A 20346-nucleotide genomic window follows, 5' to 3' on the forward strand; every position below is an offset into this window, starting at 1 on the left:
CTTCTTAATATGAAGTTCCTATAAGTTAATTGCTACACATAACAAATTCCCTCACTGTAGGGGATTTGTTATTTAAGAAGATAGTTAACTAGCCTTTTTCATAATAGATTAAATCCAACATCTATTAACTCTTACTACGACTTGCTTGTTCAAAGGCCAGTTCAAAAGCATCGGTAAAATCTGTAATTGGCAGAAGGTCCTCACGGCAACGGCGATTGCGGCCAAGTAAGGAAGATTCAACAAACAAATCAAACCAAGTACTTAAGGCTTTGCCATTAGCCGCTTCGCCAATCGCTCCTAAAGCCAATGATGCCACCTCGGCGGTGCCAAGTTGAAAATCATGACTACCTTTACGCAATGCATAGGTCGCGAGCGTGTCGGGATCGAAGGAAAGCAACGGCAGTGAGTGTAAGTAAGGACTCTTACGGAACATTTTAATCGCTTCACGCCAACTGCCATCGAGCATGATTAGCAGCGGCCGTTTACCTTCGGCCAATGTCGACATCGGCACTTGGTTCAGTACGGTTTGCCCTTGCTCTGCATATTGGGCAGGAAACACTAAATAGGGTTGATATTGCGGCGAATTCAGCAAAGCAAGCAACTCAGCTTCAGGTTCTGTACGTGACCAAATATAGGCGTGGGTATCAGGAATAAGGTCTGCTATGAGTCGTCCACTATTAGTCGGCTTTAACACCTCATCGTTATACATAATCAGCAGGAAACTGGCGTGAGTATCTAACTGACGGCGTAGCGCACAGGTACAGAACTGCTCACCTAAGAGGCATAATGGACAGCGGATCAGTTTTTTACCGCGGGCACCAAAGGGTTTAGTCGAAATAGACTTACGGTACTGATATAAATGGTGTACTGCATGGGGGGCTAAAGCCATAAAAACCAATTCTCTATCAAACTTATTAAGGATCGCGACCACATCAGTTAGCACTTTTTTATCGCGGTGGCGCAGTTTATCCCTTGGCCATCAATGGTGCAATCGCGTAATACATTATCGTGATAAAAGGCCGGTGTCAGTGGTTGTGGTTTCATCTGCAGCCTAACGTCAGCGAGATAATTTAAGAGCACAGAGCAACCATCTCTTAAAACATCTGTAATGTATTAATCTGTGTTGCCACTTAGTATGCAACACTAAACCGACCAAATTAACGTTTAAATTACTTATTGGGGGAGTATTGAAACTAAATATCAGTAATGACTTAACTTAGTGTGGAATTGCCCTAATATCATGCGAAAATCTACTCTACAAATACAGTCTCAATGAAAGGTCAATTATGCACCCAAAAGCCCCGATCGCTTCTATACCGTTATTAAGCGGCGTACTGCTCACTGCTACGCTATTTTCTAATGTCACTACGGCCCAAACGCTTAATACCAAAGACATCCAATCAATTGTAGATTCCGCAGTTAAACCACTGATGGCCGAGTATGCTATTCCCGGTGCAGTAATTGGCATCACCATAGAAGGTAAACAGTATTTTTACCAATATGGCGTCAGTTCTAAAACCTCTGGGCAAAGTGTGACTGAAGATACCCTGTTCGAGATTGGCTCTATCAGTAAAACCTTTACCGCAACACTGGCTAACTATGCACAGGGCGAAGGTAAATTAACACTCACGGATATGGCCAGTGATTATGTTCCAGCATTAAAAGGCAGCCATTTTGATAAGATTAGTCTCATCAATTTAGCCACCCACACAGCGGGTGATTTGCCGATGCAAGTTCCTGATAAGGTCACTAATAACGCAGAGTTAATGGATTACCTTAAGCATTGGCAACCATCATTTGCCGCGGGGACCCATAGGAATTACGCCAATCCGAGTATTGGGCTGCTTGGCATGATTGCCGCGCAGAGTTTAGGGCAAACGTTTCCACAAGTACTTGAGCAAACACTATTTCCACAATTGGGTATGACAAACAGCTATCTCAAGGTTCCTAGCAACAAAATGGCCGATTATGCCCAAGGCTATGATAAGCAAGACATGCCAGTGCGAGTCAATCCCGGTGTATTAGCCGATGAAGCCTATGGCGTTAAAACCTCTGCCAAGGATTTACTGCAATTTGTTGAGGCCAATATGCAAATGCACCCGCTTGCCAAACCACTGCAAACGGCACTCGATGAGACCCACACGGGATACTTTGATGTGGGCATGATGACCCAAGATATGATTTGGGAGCATTACTCATATCCTATTGATCTTGATAAAATACTTATGGGCCATACTCAGGAAGTCGTGTTTGGCAGTACACCCGTTAAACCCATAGTGCCGCCCCTCGCGCCGCAGCAAAATGTGTGGATCAATAAAACAGGTTCTACTGGCGGTTTTGCCGCTTATGCAGCATTTATTCCCGCGCAAAAGCTTGGCATAGTATTGTTAAGCAATAAAAATTATCCCGTACCGCCTCGGGTGACTGTGGGGTATCAGATTTTAACGGGCATAGAGAAATTACAAAAATAGCATCTTGCTAGTCGCGACTATTAAAGGAGATAAGGAGATAGGCCGATTCGCAATCTCCTTTCTTATTTGTTCCTTTTAGCGTGATTTTTTTAGGGTGGCTTGTATTAAGCACCTTATCCACTTACTTACCTCCAATCTCTTAATAGCCAATATTTTTAAGCAAACTCCCATGTAAGAAAATAGGCAGTGAAGGGTTAATCTGAGTATTAATTCATTTGCAACTCATCGACCTAGTTAACAGACAAACAACCTATCGTAAGTTTAGCTTTACAGCTTAAAATCAGGATAAAAACTTATGCATCGCATTAAAAATTATTTCGTTAAATCAATATGATTGACACTTGAAGTTACGCTTTTAGGGAGTAAGATGCGCGCAAATACCTTAAGTGACCTTTTTCGGAAATATCATGTCAGGCACGCCACATTCTCCTATTCATCACGATGTCGCTCCCGCGGCGAGTCAGTCTAGCCTACTGTTAATGATTGTCTTTATGGTCGCCTGTGGCCAAATGGCGCAGACGATTTTTGTTCCAGCCCTTCCGCAAATCGCACTCGGGCTCCATGTGGACGCCAGCCAACTACAAGCCGTGATGGCCTGTTACTTACTCTCCTACGGGATGTTTCAATTTGTGTATGGCCCAGTGTCAGATCGCGTTGGCCGCAAAATGCCACTCATCGTGGGTATCGCAATTTTCGTTCTAGGCGCTGTATTCGCGGCGAAGGCCACAAGCTTTAACCAACTAATTATGGCAAGCCTTATCCAAGGATTAGGCACAGCCAGCGCAGGCGCATTGTGCCGTAGCATTCCCCGCGATCATTACTTTGGCGACCGACTGGTAAAATTTAATAGCTATGTCTCTATGGCTGTAGTGTTTTTACCTTTGCTTGCACCATTTATCGGCAGCGCCACTGCGGCCTATTTTGGCTGGCAAGCCGTATACTGGGTATTAGCGGTATTCGGTGTCATGGTCTGGCTGTTGTTAATATTCCTCTTTAAAGAGTCTTTACCTAAGGCGCAACGGGAACATCAAGCCGTTTTCAAATCCTATAAGCATGTCCTGCGCCATAGAGCGTTTCGCGCTTATTTATTTTCATTGATCGCCACCTTTGCCGGTATTGCGGCGTTTGAAGCAATTGCTGGTGTACTCTATGGCCAATATCTCGGACTGACACCTTTTATGGTCAGTTGTTATTTTGTTGCGCCAATTCCTGGCTACTTACTGGGGGCACTCATCGCGGGCCGACAGAATAAGCCACAAAGGGTTGTTTACCAAGGTGTTGCGTTACTCGGTGCTGGCGCATTATTTATGTTGATCCCAGGTCTTTTTAATTTAGTGGTTGGCTGGAGTTTACTTATTGGATCGATTTTATTTTTCAGTGGTGCAGGCATGCTGTTCCCTACCCTAACATCTGCTGCGTTAGAGCCATTTCCACGTCAGGCGGGGATTGCGGGCGCATTACTGGGGGGATTACAAAATTTTGGTGCCGGACTTGCCGCATTAACTATGTCTTTAGTGCCTATGGGCGGCCAGTTAAGCATAGGTTTATTGAGTGCTGTAATGGTGGTTTTAGTGATCCTGTCTCTGTATTACGCCAAAGATCAAAATGATACTCACCAGAATTTAATGCCACAGATTTAATGGATATGATTTGAAGCGACAATTCTTGGTTTAAGCCAAATCTATTACCATCAGTCAATAAAAAGCCCACATTGTTGTGGGCTTTTAAAATCGATAAGACACTGTAATAAATCAAAAATACCGATTAATTTATAGCTTCGATAGCTTTAATCGTTACAGAATGCGACGCAGTAAAAAATCAGCTTTAAGGCGACGAATTCTAGTCATGATCTTCTTCACTGGCGCAGGATAGCTCTGTAAGGTGTCGACTTGGCTGTAGTGATATAACCGCTGTGTGTGTTCCAGAATATGTGCCTGCTCGGCTTCAAACTGGGCTTTCCAGCAGCCAATTTCATCTTGGATCAACAAACCATTCTCAAGATCCAGCGCCCAAGCTCTTGGATTCAGATTAGAACCTGTGATCAAATGCTTATTACCGTCGGCACTGATGCCTTTGAGGTGATAACTGTTAATGCCGTGTTTCCACAGATGGATATTTAACTGACCATTATCAATCGCCCACTGTTGGCGTTTAGCGAACTTACGCAATGATTGCTCATACATATAGGGCAAGGCACCTATGGTCGAGAAATCCTGCTCAGGCGGAATATAAAAATCGTTAGCCGTCTTGTCGCCCACAACGATATCGATACGTTTGCCATTGCGTAAATGCTTCGCTAAAGCGCGCACTAAAATGTACGGCGGATTGAAATAGGGCGTGCAAATAAACAGCGAGTCTTTTGACTCTTCCACCAAGGCGACGACCACTTTATTGAGCAAGTTTTTCTTGCGTCCTAGCCCAAGTAACGGCGTGATGCGATTGCCATCACGGGTCTCCTTAAACTGATACTCAGCATCAGACAGTCTCAGCTTAAAGCTACGCATATCCGTCTTTGGTGGTAGCACTTCTTGCTCAGCATCTTGCGTTAATGAACACACAGCTGGATCAGAAATGATATTTTTCTGGATCATCGCGCGCATACTGCGCGCTAATTCGGCAGACTCAATCAAGTGATAACGATCGAAACGGTACTTATCGTGTTGTTGCAAATAGATATTATTGAGACTGGCACCGCTATAAATCACGGCATCATCGATAATAAATCCCTTAAGGTGCAACACACCCATAAATTCACGGGATTTGACGGGTACACCTAAGATATCAATGGGATGTTCGGCTTCAGCCATAACTTTGCGGTACATCAAATAGTTACCGCTATCACCTTTATGGCCAATCAGCCCACGTCTTGCACGGTGAAAATCGACTAACACTTTGATATCAAGCGTTGGATTTGCTGCTTTGGCATCCATGAGGGCTTGTAATATCTCACGACCCGCTTCGTCATCTTCTAAATACAGCGCCGCAATATAAATACTGTGCTTGGCGCTCGCAATACGAGCGAGTAATTCTGCCTTGAAACGGCATGGCGTGAGCAACCACGTTAAAGCCTCGGGTTGAACGGCTATTCCACCAAGCTTATCTAGCAAGGCATCCTCCTTTAAACATGCTGACCACCCCGATAGGAAGCACTAGGGTTCAGTGATAAAAACATCACAGCAATATGTGTTAACTCTGGATAGGCCTCTGTCACTGCCAACCTGATCGTTTGTTCTACTTTAAGATGTATATCAGGGTCCTTAGGGAACCAGAGTAACTCAACTTGGACAAAGCGTTGATCAATTTTTCCATTTCGAAAACTGATGCTTGGGATCCAATCTAATGTGAAACTCTCTGCATTACCTTTACATATATCCGCCAATGACTGCAGTAATGTTTGGCTGAACGCTGCAACGACCGCTTGTGGTAAGCCGCGCATACTAATATGTGGCATGGTTTAGTTGTTACCTAAGAACCTAAAATCGTAAGGGGTAGAAATTACCGACTTCACCTCGTCTCGGCAAGACTTTTCTCCCAAAAGTCTTGTTAAACCTAACGGTTTTGCTGGTAATTTGACCTCACGCGATTTTATTCCACTTCAGTGCACCGATTTACCTAAAAATCTTCTTCATTTATCCTTGCTTGAAATCGCATTTTACGGCGAGTATTCTCGGCATTATTTGCCCGTCCACACAATATTTCGCCCCTAAATAGGGTGATTCTTAACGCTACAAATCAGTCCAAATTTCACTAAACTGCACCCAAAATGTCTGCCAAATCACAAAATAATCTTCAAACCCATTTCATTCACCCCGAATCCAGTGATTTAGCGTAAACTAAACCGCCTATCTGCGATTAGACCACACGATACAAGATTAAGACTATGAACAAAAAAATTCTGCTGACGTTAGCACTGACATTGCTGTTTGCTTGGGGTATTTTCCATTTTAAAACCCAGTTAGGGTTACTCATCCTGCCGTTGTTTATTGGGCTAGTATTGTTTGTTACCCTACGTTTATATCGCTTGATGGAAAAGGATGACGGCAGCAGTGAGGATTAACCGCACACAATACCAACCTAATCTTAATGATGTTTTGATAAAAATGGCCAATAGCTAACATGGAAACGTTACTGAAAACCACTCTATATGCCGGCCTGCTCCTAGCCGCAAGTCATAATATGGCCTATGCAGAGCAACATGATTCTAGGCCGATAAGTGCTCAAACCACTTCGCTTAGCCAAGCAATCAGTAAGATCAGCCCTCGACATTCACAAATCGCCTTACTGGCAATGAATATGTCGAACAATCAAGTGATCTATAGCCAACAAGCTGAGACCTTGTTTATTCCAGCCAGTACCCAAAAGCTGCTCACGGCAGTCAGTGCTATGGCTCAGCTTGGGCCTGATTTTCGTTATGTCACACAATTATGGACAGATGCACCGATACGCAAGGGCCATATCGCAGGCAGTGCTTATCTGCGTTTTAGTGGCGATCCCACGCTGACTCAAGCCGATCTCAAGGCCATTTTTGTCAATCTCGTAAAACAAGGCATTAATCGCATTGATGGACATCTGTATTTGCTCGGCGATAAACAAGAGCAAATGCAAGCTCCCGGTTGGGTATGGGATGACTTAGGTATTTGTTTTGCTGCGCCTGTATCGAGTTATATTATCAATCAAAACTGTGTCTATGGTCAGTTTAGCCCCAGCTCTACCAGCAAACCTTCACAGGTAAGTCTGCGTGCGGGGAGTTATGGAGTTAAAATCAGCAGCGATGCGGTGTTTGATCAAAAGGCGAGCCGCGAATTTTGCCAACTTGATATGGTCAGATTAGGTCAAAATAACTACCATTTACGCGGCTGTTACCCTGGCGGTGAGGCGATACCACTGGCGATTGCGGTCAGCGATCCGTTCAAATTTGCCCAAGATAACCTCACCTCCCTACTTAAAGGCGAGATGTCTCTTGCGGGTAAAGTACAACTCGGCACTAGCTTACCCCAAAAGGCAAAACTAATTGCCAGCCATAGCTCGGCGCCCTTACCTGAGCTGCTCGAGACTATGCTGCTCAAGTCAGATAATTTGATTGCCGATAGCCTTTTTAAGCAACTTGGTAAAAGTTATTTTAAGACCCAAGGCAGCTTTACCAATGGTGCCGCTGCCATGCAGCGAATTTTAACGAATTTAGGCATAGATTTGAGTAACGCCAATATTGTGGATGGTTCAGGATTGTCACGCTATAACTTGCTCAATGCCAAGCAGTTAGCCGCGGTGTTGGCGCTAATCCACCAAGATAGCCGCTTTAGTCCGTTAATCACGAGTCTGCCACAGGCGGGGATCAGCGGCACCTTAAGATATCGCATGGGCTACAACAAGCCGCCGCTTAAACAGCAAATTTTTGCTAAAACAGGCTCGATGCAAGGCGTGTCTAACTTAGCGGGCTTTATCCGTTTGCCCCAGCATAACGATACCTTGTTTGTAATCCTTGAGAATGGCATGAGTCCTGAATTGAAAAATCAGCATAACCCCTCATTCAATGCCGAGTTTCTTAAACAATTGATTTCAGTGCTACAACCGTCATCAACCACTGCAACTGTGAATACTGCGGCTCACTAGAGTCATTAATTAATCACTACAGAGTAAAAAACTTGCACAAAAAAGCACTGAGTCATCAGTGCTTTTTCAGTTTTTATCTAAACGAATATATCAAAGCCTTGTTAAAACAACTCCGCAGGCATCGCCATAGTCGTCGCATCACCAGCTCTGACTTGGGCGATATGGTAGTCCGCTTTTGACAATAACTTATCAAAATAGAACTTAGCTAAATAGACTTTCTGCTCGGCGAAAGCTTTATCTTCATGATCCGCGACCTTATCGACCATAGCCAACCAGTAGAAACCATACAGGGTGTAACCAAAGGCATCTAAAAAGTCGACCGCACACGCATTAATAAGTGCAGGCTGAGCCACTTTGCAATCATTAACTGACTCGGCAACGATGACCAAGGCATCTAAACGTGCACACACGGCAGCCACTTTTACCGCATCAACATGGGTGAATGCCCGCATTTGTGCCTTCAAGTCTGCCACAAATTCGTTTAATGCGGCTAAGTTATCGCCAGTGACTTTACGACCGAGGAAATCGATGGCTTGAATGCCATTGGTGCCTTCATAAATCTGAGCGATACGAGTATCACGAACTAATTGCTCAATACCTGTTTCACGAATATAACCATGTCCACCAAAGACTTGTTGCGCCATGATAGTCGCATCTAGACCCCGATCGGTTAAAAATGCTTTCGCAACTGGCGTTAATAAACCCACATAACGCGCCGCTTTGGCCTTAACCTCATCTTGGGCATATTTTGCTAAATCCAGCTGTTGTCCTGTAAATACAGACAAAGCACGTCCCGCTTCTGTCATCGCACGAATGGTCAACAGCATACGGCGCACATCGCCGTGGACAATAATGGGATCAGAATCACTGCCCGTCGGTGAGCCGCCAGCGGCGATGCCTTGATTACGCTCTTTAGCGTAATTGGCCGCCATCTGGTACGCCGCCTGCGCACTGCCAAGTCCTTGAATACCAATCGCTAAACGCTCATAGTTCATCATAGTGAACATGCACACTAGGCCACGATTAGGCTCACCAATCAAGAAACCTTGGGCATTATCAAAGTTCATCACACAGGTCGCAGAACCTTTAAGGCCCATCTTATGCTCGATAGACCCCACTGATACACCATTGGCATTGGCTAAGCTGCCATCGGCATTCACCGATATCTTAGGTACCAGGAAGAGTGAAATCCCTTTACTATCCGGCAGCTTAGCAAGCACTAAGTGGATAACATTTTCAGTTAAATCATGATCGCCACCTGTAATAAAAATCTTGCTGCCCGTGATGGCATAACTACCATCATCCTGCGGCAAAGCTCGAGTGCGAATGTTACGCAGATCAGAACCCGCTTGCGGCTCCGTCATATCCATAGCACCCGCCCATTCGCCGGAATATAACTTAGGCAAATAAGCCTGTTTCAATTCTTCGCTGCCGTGGGCATTGATACATAAAGCCGCCCCCGCGGTTAACGAGCCATAAAGCGTAAACGCATTACAAGCACTGTAAGCCATTTCGTCGACTAAGATCCCCAGCATCTTCGGCATCCCCATGCCACCAAATTCAGGATCGCCACACAAACCAATCCAACCGCCCTTGGAATACTGCTCATAAACGGCTTTGTAGCCATCAGGGGTAATCACTTGATTGTCTTGATGCAACACGCCCTGCTCATCGCCCGTCCGGTTCAGCGGATGGATCAACTCACAGCTGATCTTGGCTGCTTCTTCCAAAATAGCATTGGCCGTGTCGATATCGACCATTTCAGCAATCTCAGGCAATTGTGCCCAAGTGTTTGGGGCATCAAATACCTGTTCCAGTAGGAAACGCATATCCGTCAACGGGGCTTGGTAAGGATTCATTGGTAGACTCTTAAACGTAGAATTAAAACAGTTGTTTTAATTTATACCAGTTCACTGTAGAAAACAATCTCATTACAAATACAGCCGCGAATAATATGAAGGTAAGTGAGCCAAGTATAAATCCAACCCATAAAAAAACCCTTAAGCTTGAACTTAAGGGTCTCTATTTTATAAGCTTTACCACAGGATTGTCGCAGCGTTAGCTCACAGGTTTAGGGCAATTACCACATTAAATCATCCGGGATCGCATAATCCGCATAGGGATCATCTTCAACGACCACAGCTTTAGATTCATCCTGTTGCCACAGATAACCACACCACTGCGGCACCAGCAGTTTAACTCGCTCGGCTAACTTATGTGGTACTAAGTAACTCTTATCTTCGTAACGCACTATGCCTAACTGCCCTTTAAGCAATTCTGCCTGCAGTTTTTCATCTATGTATAAAGAATAAATTTTATTATCAAGAGTATAGTTAAATTTCACTTCAGCATAAGCTGGGATCTTAATCGCAGACTTAGTGAACTCTGTGATTAAACCGCGCACCTGTCCACGCTCAGATGCCTCAGCAAAACGTTGCTCATTTAGCACTTTATCTTTTTGCGCCTGCAACCGTTTTTGCTCGGCCACTTCTTGCTTAAAAGCACTTGAGCCATCATCAACTCGTGATTTTTTGTCACGGCGTTTTTGAGTCTTAACGTCGCGAACCTTTTGTTTACTGGCAAGCCCTGCTTTGAGTAGCTGCTCTTGTAATGCATTAGCCATGGATCATTACCTACTTAATTTCTATAAAATCAAAGTTCTCGATTTTGAATATCAATAATCTAAAACCAAACTACATTTTTGCGGCCAGTTCGCCAAGCTCTGTCATCGCGATACTGGCGCCGCCAAGTGACCAACCGCCATCAACCGGCAGCACAACTCCCGTAATATAGGAAGCTAATTCAGAGCCTAAGAATAGCGCGGCATTGGCGATATCCTGACCTGCGCCGTTGCGTTTTAGCGGAACGGATTGGGCAACCTTTTGCTGTAATGCAGCGCTGGGTGCAAGGCGATTAAAACCTTCAGTATTGGCGATGGGGCCAGGCATAATCGAATTAATTCTCAGCCCCTCACAGCCCCACTCTAACGCTAAAGTTCGCGTCAGCATATCCACACCCGCTTTAGCCGCACACACATGCACTTGCATTGGCATAGCGATCGAAGCCTGCGGCGCCGAAATCTGGATAATATTGCCATTGGGGCGACGCAGCAAAGGATAAGCCTGCTTTAGCACTTGAAAACTGCCGAGCAAATCAATGTCCATCACCGACTTAAAACCATTGGCCGAAAGCTTTGCGGCGCTGGCAGGGAAATTCCCCGCCGCGCCGCTTACCAGCACATCGATAAAACCAAACTCAGAAGCGATTTTATCAAAACCGACTTCAAGGGCGCTAAGATCGCGCACATCAAAACTCACACCCAAATGAATACCGTCAGGATTGGCCTGTTGCAACTGCAATACCGCGGCATCTATTTTATCTTGACTGCGGCTTGCAACGGCCACATTTGCGCCAGCCTGTGCGAACGCAATGGCAATCGCGAGATTTATCCCACTGGTTCCTCCGACAACGACAACATTCTTACCTTGATAGTTAAACATCGTAGCATTAAACATGGGCGTTCTCCGTGAACAGTGAGATAAGCACTCAGGATGTGATTCATTATTCTATGCTGTCATTCAAGATACTATTTCAACTTTTATCAATCATATCAAGGATACCAACAAGCGATTCCAAGCCTTTTTTATTTAAACGACGGTCAAACGACTTTCAAACCGCGCTTTAGACGGCGATTTATACGGCTATTGAAACGTCTATGCCAATGATTGGTGAATCGCTTGCAATGCTGCTAACGGGTCGGCAGCTTTGGTGATTGGGCGGCCAATCACTAAGTAATCAGAACCCGCTGCTATCGCTTGAGGTGGCGTCATCACGCGGTGTTGATCGCCAGCATCACTGCCAACTGGGCGGATCCCCGGCGTCACGAGTTTGAAATCCTGACCTAACAGCGATTTTAACGCTGTCGCTTCTTGGGCGGAACACACCACGCCATCGAGTCCCGCTTGCTGCGTGAGCTTCGCCAAACGTTGAACATGCTCAAACGCAGGCACATTGATGCCGAGTAATTTAAGATCGTCATCACTCATCGAGGTTAATACCGTGACCGCGATCAGCATAGGCGCTTTGTCGCCGTATGGCAGCAAGGCCTTTTTGGCTGCTTCCATCATGGCTAAGCCACCGCTGGCATGTACGTTCGTCATCCATATGCCCAGCTCAGCAGCAGCGGCCACGGCTTTGGCGACAGTATTGGGAATATCGTGAAATTTCAAATCGAGGAATAAATCAAAACCACGATCATGGATATCTTTCACCAGTTGCGGGCCAAACAAGGTAAACATTTCTTTGCCGACTTTAAGGCGGCACATGTTGGGATCGAGTTTTTCTATCAGTTGTAAAGCATGGTTTTTATTATCGTAATCAAGCGCTACGAGGATAGGTTTAGTCGTCATCATCTCTCCAACGGGGTTACACAAACTGTGTATTCTTCTAATAGATTATTCGCCGTCTAGGCCTCGGATCCGTTTAATGCTGCCCCAGTTTTTACAGGAAGGACAATGCCAGTAAAGCGCATGAGAAGGAAAACCACACTCCTTACAACGGTAACTCGGACGGAATTTAATTTGTTGTTCAACGAGCTGCTCTAGCATAGTTAAACTTTGCTTGGCTTGCCCTTCTTCGGCTTGGCGCAAATGCATCTGCATCAAGTGCTGAAAACCTTTCATGGTCGGATGGCGATATAACGCATCGAGCACCATGGTCTCTGCCGCTTTAATCTCATCAAGACTTATCATGTGCTGCGCTAAGGCGACCACCACAGAAGCTCCAGCGCCATCGGCCATGGCGCCCGCGAGTAATTCTTGAAAACCTTCTTTATCTTGCGTGTCGCGATAAACTTGTTTGGCCGTGGGGATTGCATCGGCAAAAAGCTCGATATCGGCTTTTTTCAGTTGCAGCAGCATTTGCTTACACTGGGCATAATCTTGAATATCGAGGAATTTTTTCGCTAGGGTCAATAATGCACGACCGCATTGAGGATCTTGCTTCAGCGCTTGCTGTAGCAGTTTAATTTTCTGCGCATCATCACTGGCTTCATCGGCTAATTGGCAATAGAAATGTGCCGTTAACGGCTTTAAAACTTGCTGACGCTTACGACTCAAACGCTTAGTGATATCAATGGCTTTCTGCCACTCTTTAATCACCTGATAAATAGCAATAAGCTGTGTTTCAGATTCTTCACTGTGATCGTCTTGGCTGACCAAGTTGATAAAGATTTCTTCAGCTCTGTCGTAAAAACCTGCTGCTAGATAATCTTTACCCAGCTCCATCATAGCGATGTCACGCTGCTCATTAGTTAATGTAGGCCGCGCGATTAAATTTTGATGGATACGAATAGAGCGGTCGACCTCTCCTCGCTTACGGAACAACGAACCGAGTGACAGATGGGTATCGATGGTTTCATCGTCAACATCTAGCATACTGATAAACAAATCGACGGCTTTATCCGATTCGTTCGACAGTAAGAAATTGAGACCAGTAAAATAATCCCGGCTCAATTGTTTACGTTGATTACTTTGATTCTGCCTTATGCTCCGTCGCCCCATATACCAACCATAGGCGGCAGCAATGGGAAGCAACAGAAAGAGGATCTCAAGCATATTAGGCGTCTACATCCTGAGGGATTTTAGCGATCACTTGATTTAGTTTCTTTTTAGTTGCCGCTAAACTTAATTTCAAGCGGACAATATAGTAGCTAGCAAATAACCAACTCAAAATAAAACCAGCAAAAAAGACAATCGCTAAGACAACAGGTAAACGATATTCACCCTGTGCGACAAAATAGCTGATGGTCACCACTTGTTCGTTGCGCGCGCCAAAAATCAACGCCAGAATAAATAACAGTGCCACAAGCACAGTTGCTACAAATGATTTCACGCTGCACTCCCTAAACGCGTTTCAATTTAATGATTATCCAAGAAATTTACTAAGCTGACCAGCATTGCCTTGCAATAGATACAAAAAAGCCTCCTAACGGAGGCTTTTTACTATGCGGTCAATCACACATTAACGGCGTCAACACGCTCGCGCAGTTCTTTGCCTGGCTTAAAGTGCGGGACGTATTTACCTTCCAAATCGACTGATGAACCAGTCTTTGGATTACGGCCAGTCCGCGGTGCACGATAGTGAAGCGAGAAACTACCAAAGCCACGGATCTCAATACGATCACCGCTTTCTAATGTTGTTGCCATTTGCTCCAACATTTCTTTGATTGCGCCTTCAACCTCTTTCGCCGACAGCTGCGACTGCCTGGTGGCGAGTTTTTCGATAAGTTCAGATTTCGTCATCCTAGCTATCCCCTATTATCAAGCCAAACACAGTCGCCTAATGGGGAGAGATGTCTCCCCAAACAACAGGCGATTATTTACGAGCTGCTTTAAACGCTTCAGCCATTGCATTGCTAATAACAGCGTCATCTTGTTTGTTCAGAGTCGCCATTACTTCTTTCTCTTCAGCTTCGTCTTTCGCTTTGATTGACAGGCTGATAGAGCGGTTCTTACGGTCAACACCCATGAACTTAGCTTCGATTGCATCACCTACATTATAGACAGTAGATGCATCTTCGATACGCTCACGTGAAATGTCAGCTACACGGATGTAACCTTCAACAGTGTCAGCCAGTTCAACAGTCACACCTTTAGCATCAACAGCAGAAACAGTACCGTTTACGATAGTACCTTTCTTCTTGTCAGCCAAGTATGCGTTGAATGGATCATCTTCAGTTTGCTTAACACCTAAGCTGATGCGCTCACGCTCTGGATCTACAGACAGAACCACTGCATGGATTTCATCGCCTTTCTTGTATTCAGAAACTGCGTCTTCGCCAGTACCGTTCCAAGAAATGTCAGACAGGTGAACTAGACCATCGATACCGCCGTCAAGACCGATAAAGATACCGAAGTCAGTGATTGACTTGATCTTACCAGAAACCTTGTCGCCTTTGTTGTAACGAGTTGCGAAGTCATCCCATGGATTGGTCTTACATTGTTTCAGACCTAGAGAAATACGACGACGCTCTTCATCGATGTCCAGAACCAGAACTTCAACTTCATCACCTAAGTTAACCACTTTAGATGGGTGAATGTTCTTGTTAGTCCAATCCATTTCAGAAACGTGAACCAGACCTTCAACGCCTTCTTCGATTTCTACGAAGCAACCGTAGTCAGTTAGGTTAGTAACGCGACCAGTTAAACGTGTGTTTTCTGGGTAGCGTTTGCTGATTTCTAACCATGGATCTTCGCCAAGTTGTTTCAGACCTAGAGACACACGAGTGCGCTCACGATCGTACTTCAGTACTTTAACGTTGATTTCATCGCCAACATTGACGATTTCTGATGGATGTTTAACACGTTTCCACGCCATATCTGTGATATGTAGCAGACCGTCAACACCACCTAAATCTACGAATGCACCGTAGTCAGTCAGGTTCTTAACGATACCCTTAACTGCTTGACCTTCTTGCAGGTTTTCTAACAGTGCATCACGCTCAGCGCTGCTTTCTGATTCGATAACTGCACGACGAGAAACAACAACGTTGTTACGCTTCTGGTCTAGCTTGATAACTTTGAATTCTAATTCTTTGTACTCTAAGTGAGCGGTGTCGCGAACTGGGCGCACGTCAACTAGAGAACCTGGTAAGAAGGCACGGATACCGTTTAATTCAACAGTGAAACCGCCTTTAACTTTACCATTGATGATACCGATTACAGTTTCAGCATCTTCATAAGCTTTTTCCAGAACGATCCAAGCTTCATGACGTTTCGCTTTTTCGCGAGACAGTTGAGTCTCACCGAAGCCGTCTTCAACAGAGTCAAGAGCTACGTCAACTTCATCGCCAACTTGAATTTCTAAAACGCCTTGAGCGTTTTTGAATTGTTCAGCTGGGATTGGGCTTTCAGACTTCAGACCCGCGTCAACCAGTACCATACCGTTTTTGATTGATACAACAGTACCACGAACGATAGAGCCTGGACGGAATTCCAGAGTTTGAAGGGATTGTTCAAATAGATCAGCAAAAGATTCAGTCATGTTTAGGTTACTTTCTTTATTAAACCACTGTCCGTCCTAGACGTGGAGTCAGTCAAATTATCCGTATCATCCTTAATACGAATACCTATCCGGTGGGCTAACTTAGTTAGTGCCGGATAATTTTTGGTTGATAAAGTTAAGCGCAAGCGCTAGCACTTCATCAATACCCTTACCGCTAGTATCGATAATGAGCGCGTCCTCGGCGGGGACTAAAGGAGCCACCGGACGATTCATATCGCGGTCATCACGTTCGATAATTTCACTTAAAAGGCGCTCGATATTAACATCGAAGCCCTTGTCCTGCAACTGATTATAGCGTCTTTGGGCACGCTCTTCAGCTGAGGCGGTTAAATATAATTTTGCCGGCGCACTTGGGAAAACGACTGTTCCCATGTCACGACCATCGGCAATTAATCCTGGCGCCGTTTTAAAGGCCCGTTGGCGACGTAATAAGGCTTCTCTCACTCGTGGAAAGGCAGCGACTTTTGAAGCGGCATTCGAGCACTCTTGGGTGCGAATGTCGTTGGTGACGTCTTCACCTTCCAATATCACTTGAACCGGATCTTTATCATTGCCTGTTAGAAACTTCACATCCAGATGTGCCGCTAACAACGTGATAGACTCTTCATTTTCCAGTTCAACGTTATGATGAATTGCTGCAAGCGCAAGAACTCGGTAAATGGCACCACTATCAAGTAGTTGCCAACCTAGATGCTGAGCCAATAATTGACTAATTGTACCTTTGCCAGCACCACTTGGGCCGTCGATTGTGACTACAGGAGCCCGTTCAGACATACATTCCTCCGCAAAAAATAACCATCATCCGTGAGTTCATCAAGTGAGCCCCCGAAAATGAGCGCGCCGCATTGTACAACAAAAGACAAACAAAATCCGTTGATTTTTTATGAAGATTAGCAGCCGCACAAATACGGCTTGCTATTCTTGACATTGATGGTTGTAACAATGACGAAACAAACAGACTTAGCCTTGCAGGCTCGCAAACTGCTTAAAATAGTCAGGGAATGTTTTAGAAGTACAATCTGGATCATTGATGGTGATACCGCAATCGGCAAATGCCAGCATAGAAAAGCACATGGCCATGCGGTGATCATTGTAGGTATCAATTTCAGCGGTGTTAATCACGGCAGGCGGAGTGATTTTAATGTAGTCATTCCCCTCTTCAACCTCGGCGCCCACTTTTCGCAGTTCAGTTGCCATAGCCGCTAACCGGTCGGTTTCTTTAATACGCCAGTTATAGATATTGCGAATAACCGTCGTGCCTTTAGCAAATAAGGCTGCGGTTGCAATGGTCATGGCCGCATCGGGAATGTGGTTCATGTCTAAGTCGACGGCCGTTAATTGGGAGCCACGTGCAATAATATAGTCATCGCCCCACTCGATATCTGCGCCCATTTTTTCGAGCACATCGGCAAATTTTACATCGCCTTGAATACTCAAACGGCCCACACCCGTGACTTTGACTTCGCCGCCCTTAATCGCCCCTGCCGCGAGGAAATACGATGCCGATGACGCATCGCCTTCTACCAGTACTTTACCCGGTGATATATAACGCTGGCCTGCAACAATCTCAAAACGCGCGTAGTCATGGTTAATGACGTTAACGCCGAACTGCGCCATCAAGGCGATAGTGATATCGATATAAGGCTTAGAGACTAACTCACCTTTGACATGGATATTCACGCTGCCCTTAGCAAGTGGCGCCACCATCAACAAAGCCGTTAAAAATTGGCTCGATAAATCGCCTGCAATTTCAACATCACCGCCATTAAGGCCAGTGGCATTAATCGTCAGTGGCGGGAAACCGTCATTTTTAAGATAAACAATATTGGCACCGAGTTGCCTTAAGGCATCGACTAAATCGCCAATCGGACGCTCTTCCATACGTGGTTCGCCCGTGAGGGTAAATTCACCTTGGCCTAAGGTTAAGGCGGCGCATAAGGGGCGCATTGCGGTTCCCGCATTGCCTAAAAACAATTCCTGCGCGGATTCTGAGGAAATCACGCCACCTAAACCATCGAGTTCACACACAGTATTGTTTTGCGATAAACGGTAATTCACCCCTAACTGTTTGAGGGAGGCCAACATGTGGCGGATATCATCTGAGTCGAGCAGATTGGTGAGCGTGGTCGTACCTTGGGCTAAGGTGGCCAATAATAAGGCTCGATTTGAAATACTTTTTGAGCCCGGAATATTGATTTCACCGCGGACTTGCACAACAGGTTCAAGACGTAATTGCTTCATGAATAAATCTTCTTTCTCTATAGGGCGTCATCATCACGATCACGCGGACTGAATACGCAAAATGGCAACTTCACGCTACAGCGCGTCAAGTTAAGATTACAAATAAAAGGAGATTGGGGCCTTGTTGGTGCTTCGTCGTTATAAAATTACCGATTGTCGCTAAGGATTCAACCGTTTTTTCGAGAAAAATGGCATTTTGGTCAGATTATTTGCTGAGAACAGTGTAAAAATAACAAAAACGCAAAATTTAAGCGGTTAATTTATGATTTAACCGTATTTTTGGCAGGCTTTTTTGCCAAGATAACTAGCGTGTAATCACAGTTTTCACTTTAATTACTTTACCTTTCCGCGCTATTCTAGCCTCCAAACGATAAATAATGCATATCTGATACGAACAATCACGTTTGCACTATAACCAGAAAGGTAGATGGAGCTATGTTTAACTCACTCATCGCAATGCCAGCGGACCCCATCCTTGGCTTGTTAACTCAGTACCGCGAAGACTCTCACCCACAAAAAGTGGATTTAGGTGTGGGCGTTTATAAAGATCCTACCGGCGTTACCCCTATTCTAAGCTGCGTGAAAAAAGCGGAAAAATTCCGTCTCGATACCGAAACCACCAAAGTGTATATCGGCCCAACAGGCTCACCACAATTCAACACCTTGATGACGGAATTAGCCTTTGGTGCTGGCCACAGTGCCATTATCGCTAACCGTATCCGCACCGTTTCAACACCCGGTGGTACAGGCGCGCTGCGCGTGGCGGGTGACTTTATCAAACGCTGCAACCCGAATGCCGTGTTATGGGTAAGCGATCCAACGTGGGCAAACCATATCGGTTTATTCGAAGCAGCTGGTATTACTGTTAAAACCTATCCTTACTATGACTACGATAGCAAATCATTGAAATTTGATGAGATGCTTGCTGCATTATCGCAAGTAAATCCTGATGATGTGGTGTTATTCCACGCCTGTTGCCATAACCCAAGCGGAATGGATTTAACCACAGAGCAATGGGATAAAGTGGTTGCCCTGACAAAAGATCAAGGCTTTACGCCACTGATTGACATGGCCTACCAAGGCTTTGGTGATGGCGTTGATATTGATGCCTACGGCGTGCGTCATATGGCGGCAGCGGTCGATAATATGATCCTGTGCAGCTCATGCTCGAAAAACTTCGGTTTGTACCGTGAGCGTATTGGTTCCTGCTCTGTGATTGCCAAAGATGCCAATACCGCCAATATCGCGCAATCTGTACTGCTTTATGTGGTTCGCTGCCTCTACTCTATGCCACCTGCCCATGGCGCGGCGATTGTTGAGACGATTTTAGGATCGGCAGAATTGACCCAAGAATGGCTAGATGAACTGAAAGTAATGCGCGATCGCATTAACGGCAACCGCGCCATTTTAGTGGATAAACTTAAAGCCAATGGCGTAAACCGTGACTTTAGCTTTATCGCCCGCCAAAAAGGTATGTTCTCTTTCCTTGGGGTGGCTCCAGAGCAAGTGGCGCGCCTACAAAAAGAATTCAGCATCTATATGGTAGGTTCAAGCCGCATCAGTATTGCTGGGATCAGTGAAGATAACGTCGATTACTTAGCCCAATCAATTGGTAAAGTGCTCTAAGCGCCGCTGAGTTTATCTGCACCGCTCACTCTGCTGTATTCCCGCAATAAAGGAATACAGCAGAGTTCATTTACCGCCTCAAGTGTTAAATTTTTCAATCATCCCACCCGATCAGTTTTGGCAGTTCATTAACCTCAGTTTCATATTCACAATATGACAAGCAAGGCCACGTCTCACTGTTCAAGCATTTATTTTTAATCGTAAAACCACATTCTAGTGATTTTGACATCGCGGCGTTATCGCAATAAGCCACAAATTGTGACCTCGGTCGGCGGATTTCCATTTCATTAATCAGGACTGCGGCTATTTTCACTTTTTAAAGCCAACGCCACTG

The 20346-nt window shown here is 45.2% G+C and carries 17 protein-coding genes and 1 pseudogene; 5 read left to right on the plus strand and 13 right to left on the minus strand.

The window, feature by feature from the left end; all coding sequences use genetic code 11:
• Window positions 1-124: 124 nt before the first annotated feature.
• A complete protein-coding gene (locus L5L91_RS08860) occupies window positions 125-889 on the minus strand; it encodes a tRNA-uridine aminocarboxypropyltransferase (RefSeq protein ID WP_131524052.1) in 765 nt (254 codons plus the stop codon).
• 397 nt (window positions 890-1286) lie between these two features.
• Here L5L91_RS08860 and ampC point away from each other — a divergent pair, with 397 nt between their 5' ends.
• Both ampC and emrD read left to right on the plus strand, forming a co-directional pair.
• Entirely contained in the window at window positions 1287-2471 is a 1185-nt protein-coding gene (gene ampC, locus L5L91_RS08865; RefSeq protein WP_028759885.1) for a class C beta-lactamase, read from the plus strand.
• A 407-nt stretch (window positions 2472-2878) separates the two neighbouring features.
• Window positions 2879-4111 carry a multidrug efflux MFS transporter EmrD gene (emrD, locus tag L5L91_RS08870; RefSeq protein WP_028759884.1) on the plus strand — a complete coding sequence of 411 codons (1233 nt, stop codon included), beginning with the start codon at window positions 2879-2881 and terminating at the stop codon, window positions 4109-4111.
• A gap of 153 nt (window positions 4112-4264) precedes the next feature.
• On the opposite strand, the gene pssA is transcribed toward emrD, so the two are convergent.
• Complete coding sequence (pssA, locus tag L5L91_RS08875; RefSeq protein ID WP_219234133.1) at window positions 4265-5578, minus strand: CDP-diacylglycerol--serine O-phosphatidyltransferase; 1314 nt, start codon at window positions 5576-5578, stop codon at window positions 4265-4267.
• A gap of 11 nt (window positions 5579-5589) precedes the next feature.
• A complete protein-coding gene (locus L5L91_RS08880; protein WP_028759882.1) occupies window positions 5590-5922 on the minus strand; it encodes a DUF1904 domain-containing protein in 333 nt (110 codons plus the stop codon).
• A 429-nt stretch (window positions 5923-6351) separates the two neighbouring features.
• On the opposite strand from L5L91_RS08880, the gene L5L91_RS08885 reads away from it, so the two are divergent.
• Together L5L91_RS08885 and dacB are read left to right on the plus strand one after the other, a co-directional pair.
• Window positions 6352-6528 carry a hypothetical protein gene (locus L5L91_RS08885; RefSeq protein WP_006081710.1) on the plus strand — a complete coding sequence of 59 codons (177 nt, stop codon included), beginning with the start codon at window positions 6352-6354 and terminating at the stop codon, window positions 6526-6528.
• 59 nt (window positions 6529-6587) lie between these two features.
• Window positions 6588-8081, plus strand: coding sequence for a D-alanyl-D-alanine carboxypeptidase/D-alanyl-D-alanine-endopeptidase (gene dacB / locus L5L91_RS08890; protein ID WP_173496888.1), 1494 nt, complete (start codon window positions 6588-6590; stop codon window positions 8079-8081).
• A 101-nt stretch (window positions 8082-8182) separates the two neighbouring features.
• Here dacB and L5L91_RS08895 read toward each other — a convergent pair whose 3' ends face one another.
• The 10 genes and pseudogenes from L5L91_RS08895 to aroA all read right to left on the minus strand — a co-directional run bounded on the left by L5L91_RS08895 (window position 8183) and on the right by aroA (window position 18386).
• Window positions 8183-9940, minus strand: coding sequence for an acyl-CoA dehydrogenase family protein (locus tag L5L91_RS08895; RefSeq protein WP_263236143.1), 1758 nt, complete (start codon window positions 9938-9940; stop codon window positions 8183-8185).
• 221 nt (window positions 9941-10161) lie between these two features.
• Window positions 10162-10704 (minus strand): DUF2058 domain-containing protein, encoded by a 543-nt coding sequence (locus L5L91_RS08900; protein ID WP_006086757.1) that lies wholly within the window; start codon window positions 10702-10704, stop codon window positions 10162-10164.
• A gap of 70 nt (window positions 10705-10774) precedes the next feature.
• Complete coding sequence (locus L5L91_RS08905) at window positions 10775-11596, minus strand: SDR family oxidoreductase (protein ID WP_028759878.1); 822 nt, start codon at window positions 11594-11596, stop codon at window positions 10775-10777.
• Between the two features lie 198 nt (window positions 11597-11794).
• Window positions 11795-12490 (minus strand): orotidine-5'-phosphate decarboxylase, encoded by a 696-nt coding sequence (pyrF, locus tag L5L91_RS08910; protein WP_263161304.1) that lies wholly within the window; start codon window positions 12488-12490, stop codon window positions 11795-11797.
• Window positions 12491-12535: 45 nt separating this feature from the next.
• Window positions 12536-13696, minus strand: a complete 1161-nt coding sequence (gene lapB, locus L5L91_RS08915) for a lipopolysaccharide assembly protein LapB (protein WP_113940394.1) — start codon at window positions 13694-13696, stop codon at window positions 12536-12538.
• A gap of 1 nt (window position 13697) precedes the next feature.
• Window positions 13698-13973, minus strand: coding sequence for a LapA family protein (locus L5L91_RS08920; RefSeq protein WP_028759876.1), 276 nt, complete (start codon window positions 13971-13973; stop codon window positions 13698-13700).
• A 122-nt stretch (window positions 13974-14095) separates the two neighbouring features.
• A complete protein-coding gene (ihfB, locus tag L5L91_RS08925) occupies window positions 14096-14383 on the minus strand; it encodes an integration host factor subunit beta (RefSeq protein ID WP_006081718.1) in 288 nt (95 codons plus the stop codon).
• 73 nt (window positions 14384-14456) lie between these two features.
• Window positions 14457-16127, minus strand: a pseudogene (gene rpsA / locus L5L91_RS08930) (30S ribosomal protein S1); the annotation flags it as partial.
• Between the two features lie 99 nt (window positions 16128-16226).
• A complete protein-coding gene (cmk, locus tag L5L91_RS08935) occupies window positions 16227-16919 on the minus strand; it encodes a (d)CMP kinase (protein ID WP_168827070.1) in 693 nt (230 codons plus the stop codon).
• Window positions 16920-17105: 186 nt separating this feature from the next.
• Entirely contained in the window at window positions 17106-18386 is a 1281-nt protein-coding gene (gene aroA / locus L5L91_RS08940) for a 3-phosphoshikimate 1-carboxyvinyltransferase (RefSeq protein ID WP_263236144.1), read from the minus strand.
• 435 nt (window positions 18387-18821) lie between these two features.
• Between aroA and L5L91_RS08945 the strand changes: the two genes are divergently transcribed.
• The gene (locus L5L91_RS08945) at window positions 18822-20012 is read left to right on the plus strand and encodes an amino acid aminotransferase (protein ID WP_263236145.1); all 1191 of its coding nucleotides are present in this window, start codon (window positions 18822-18824) and stop codon (window positions 20010-20012) included.
• Window positions 20013-20346 lie beyond the last annotated feature (334 nt).

It is taken from the genome of Shewanella sp. SM55 (assembly GCF_025654025.1).
Classification (GTDB): Bacteria; Pseudomonadota; Gammaproteobacteria; order Enterobacterales; family Shewanellaceae; genus Shewanella; species Shewanella oncorhynchi.

Bases quoted from the DNA above. Each gene is read 5' to 3' on its own strand.
- L5L91_RS08860 (WP_131524052.1), bottom strand. From the start codon at position 889: ATGGCTTTAGCCCCCCATGCAGTACACCATTTATATCAGTACCGTAAG.
- ampC (WP_028759885.1), top strand. From the start codon at position 1,287: ATGCACCCAAAAGCCCCGATCGCTTCTATACCGTTATTAAGCGGCGTA.
- emrD (WP_028759884.1), top strand. From the start codon at position 2,879: ATGTCAGGCACGCCACATTCTCCTATTCATCACGATGTCGCTCCCGCG.
- L5L91_RS08880 (WP_028759882.1), bottom strand. From the start codon at position 5,922: ATGCCACATATTAGTATGCGCGGCTTACCACAAGCGGTCGTTGCAGCG.
- L5L91_RS08885 (WP_006081710.1), top strand. From the start codon at position 6,352: ATGAACAAAAAAATTCTGCTGACGTTAGCACTGACATTGCTGTTTGCT.
- dacB (WP_173496888.1), top strand. From the start codon at position 6,588: ATGGAAACGTTACTGAAAACCACTCTATATGCCGGCCTGCTCCTAGCC.
- L5L91_RS08895 (WP_263236143.1), bottom strand. From the start codon at position 9,940: ATGAATCCTTACCAAGCCCCGTTGACGGATATGCGTTTCCTACTGGAA.
- L5L91_RS08900 (WP_006086757.1), bottom strand. From the start codon at position 10,704: ATGGCTAATGCATTACAAGAGCAGCTACTCAAAGCAGGGCTTGCCAGT.
- L5L91_RS08905 (WP_028759878.1), bottom strand. From the start codon at position 11,596: ATGTTTAATGCTACGATGTTTAACTATCAAGGTAAGAATGTTGTCGTT.
- pyrF (WP_263161304.1), bottom strand. From the start codon at position 12,490: ATGACGACTAAACCTATCCTCGTAGCGCTTGATTACGATAATAAAAAC.
- lapB (WP_113940394.1), bottom strand. From the start codon at position 13,696: ATGCTTGAGATCCTCTTTCTGTTGCTTCCCATTGCTGCCGCCTATGGT.
- ihfB (WP_006081718.1), bottom strand. From the start codon at position 14,383: ATGACGAAATCTGAACTTATCGAAAAACTCGCCACCAGGCAGTCGCAG.
- cmk (WP_168827070.1), bottom strand. From the start codon at position 16,919: ATGTCTGAACGGGCTCCTGTAGTCACAATCGACGGCCCAAGTGGTGCT.
- aroA (WP_263236144.1), bottom strand. From the start codon at position 18,386: ATGAAGCAATTACGTCTTGAACCTGTTGTGCAAGTCCGCGGTGAAATC.
- L5L91_RS08945 (WP_263236145.1), top strand. From the start codon at position 18,822: ATGTTTAACTCACTCATCGCAATGCCAGCGGACCCCATCCTTGGCTTG.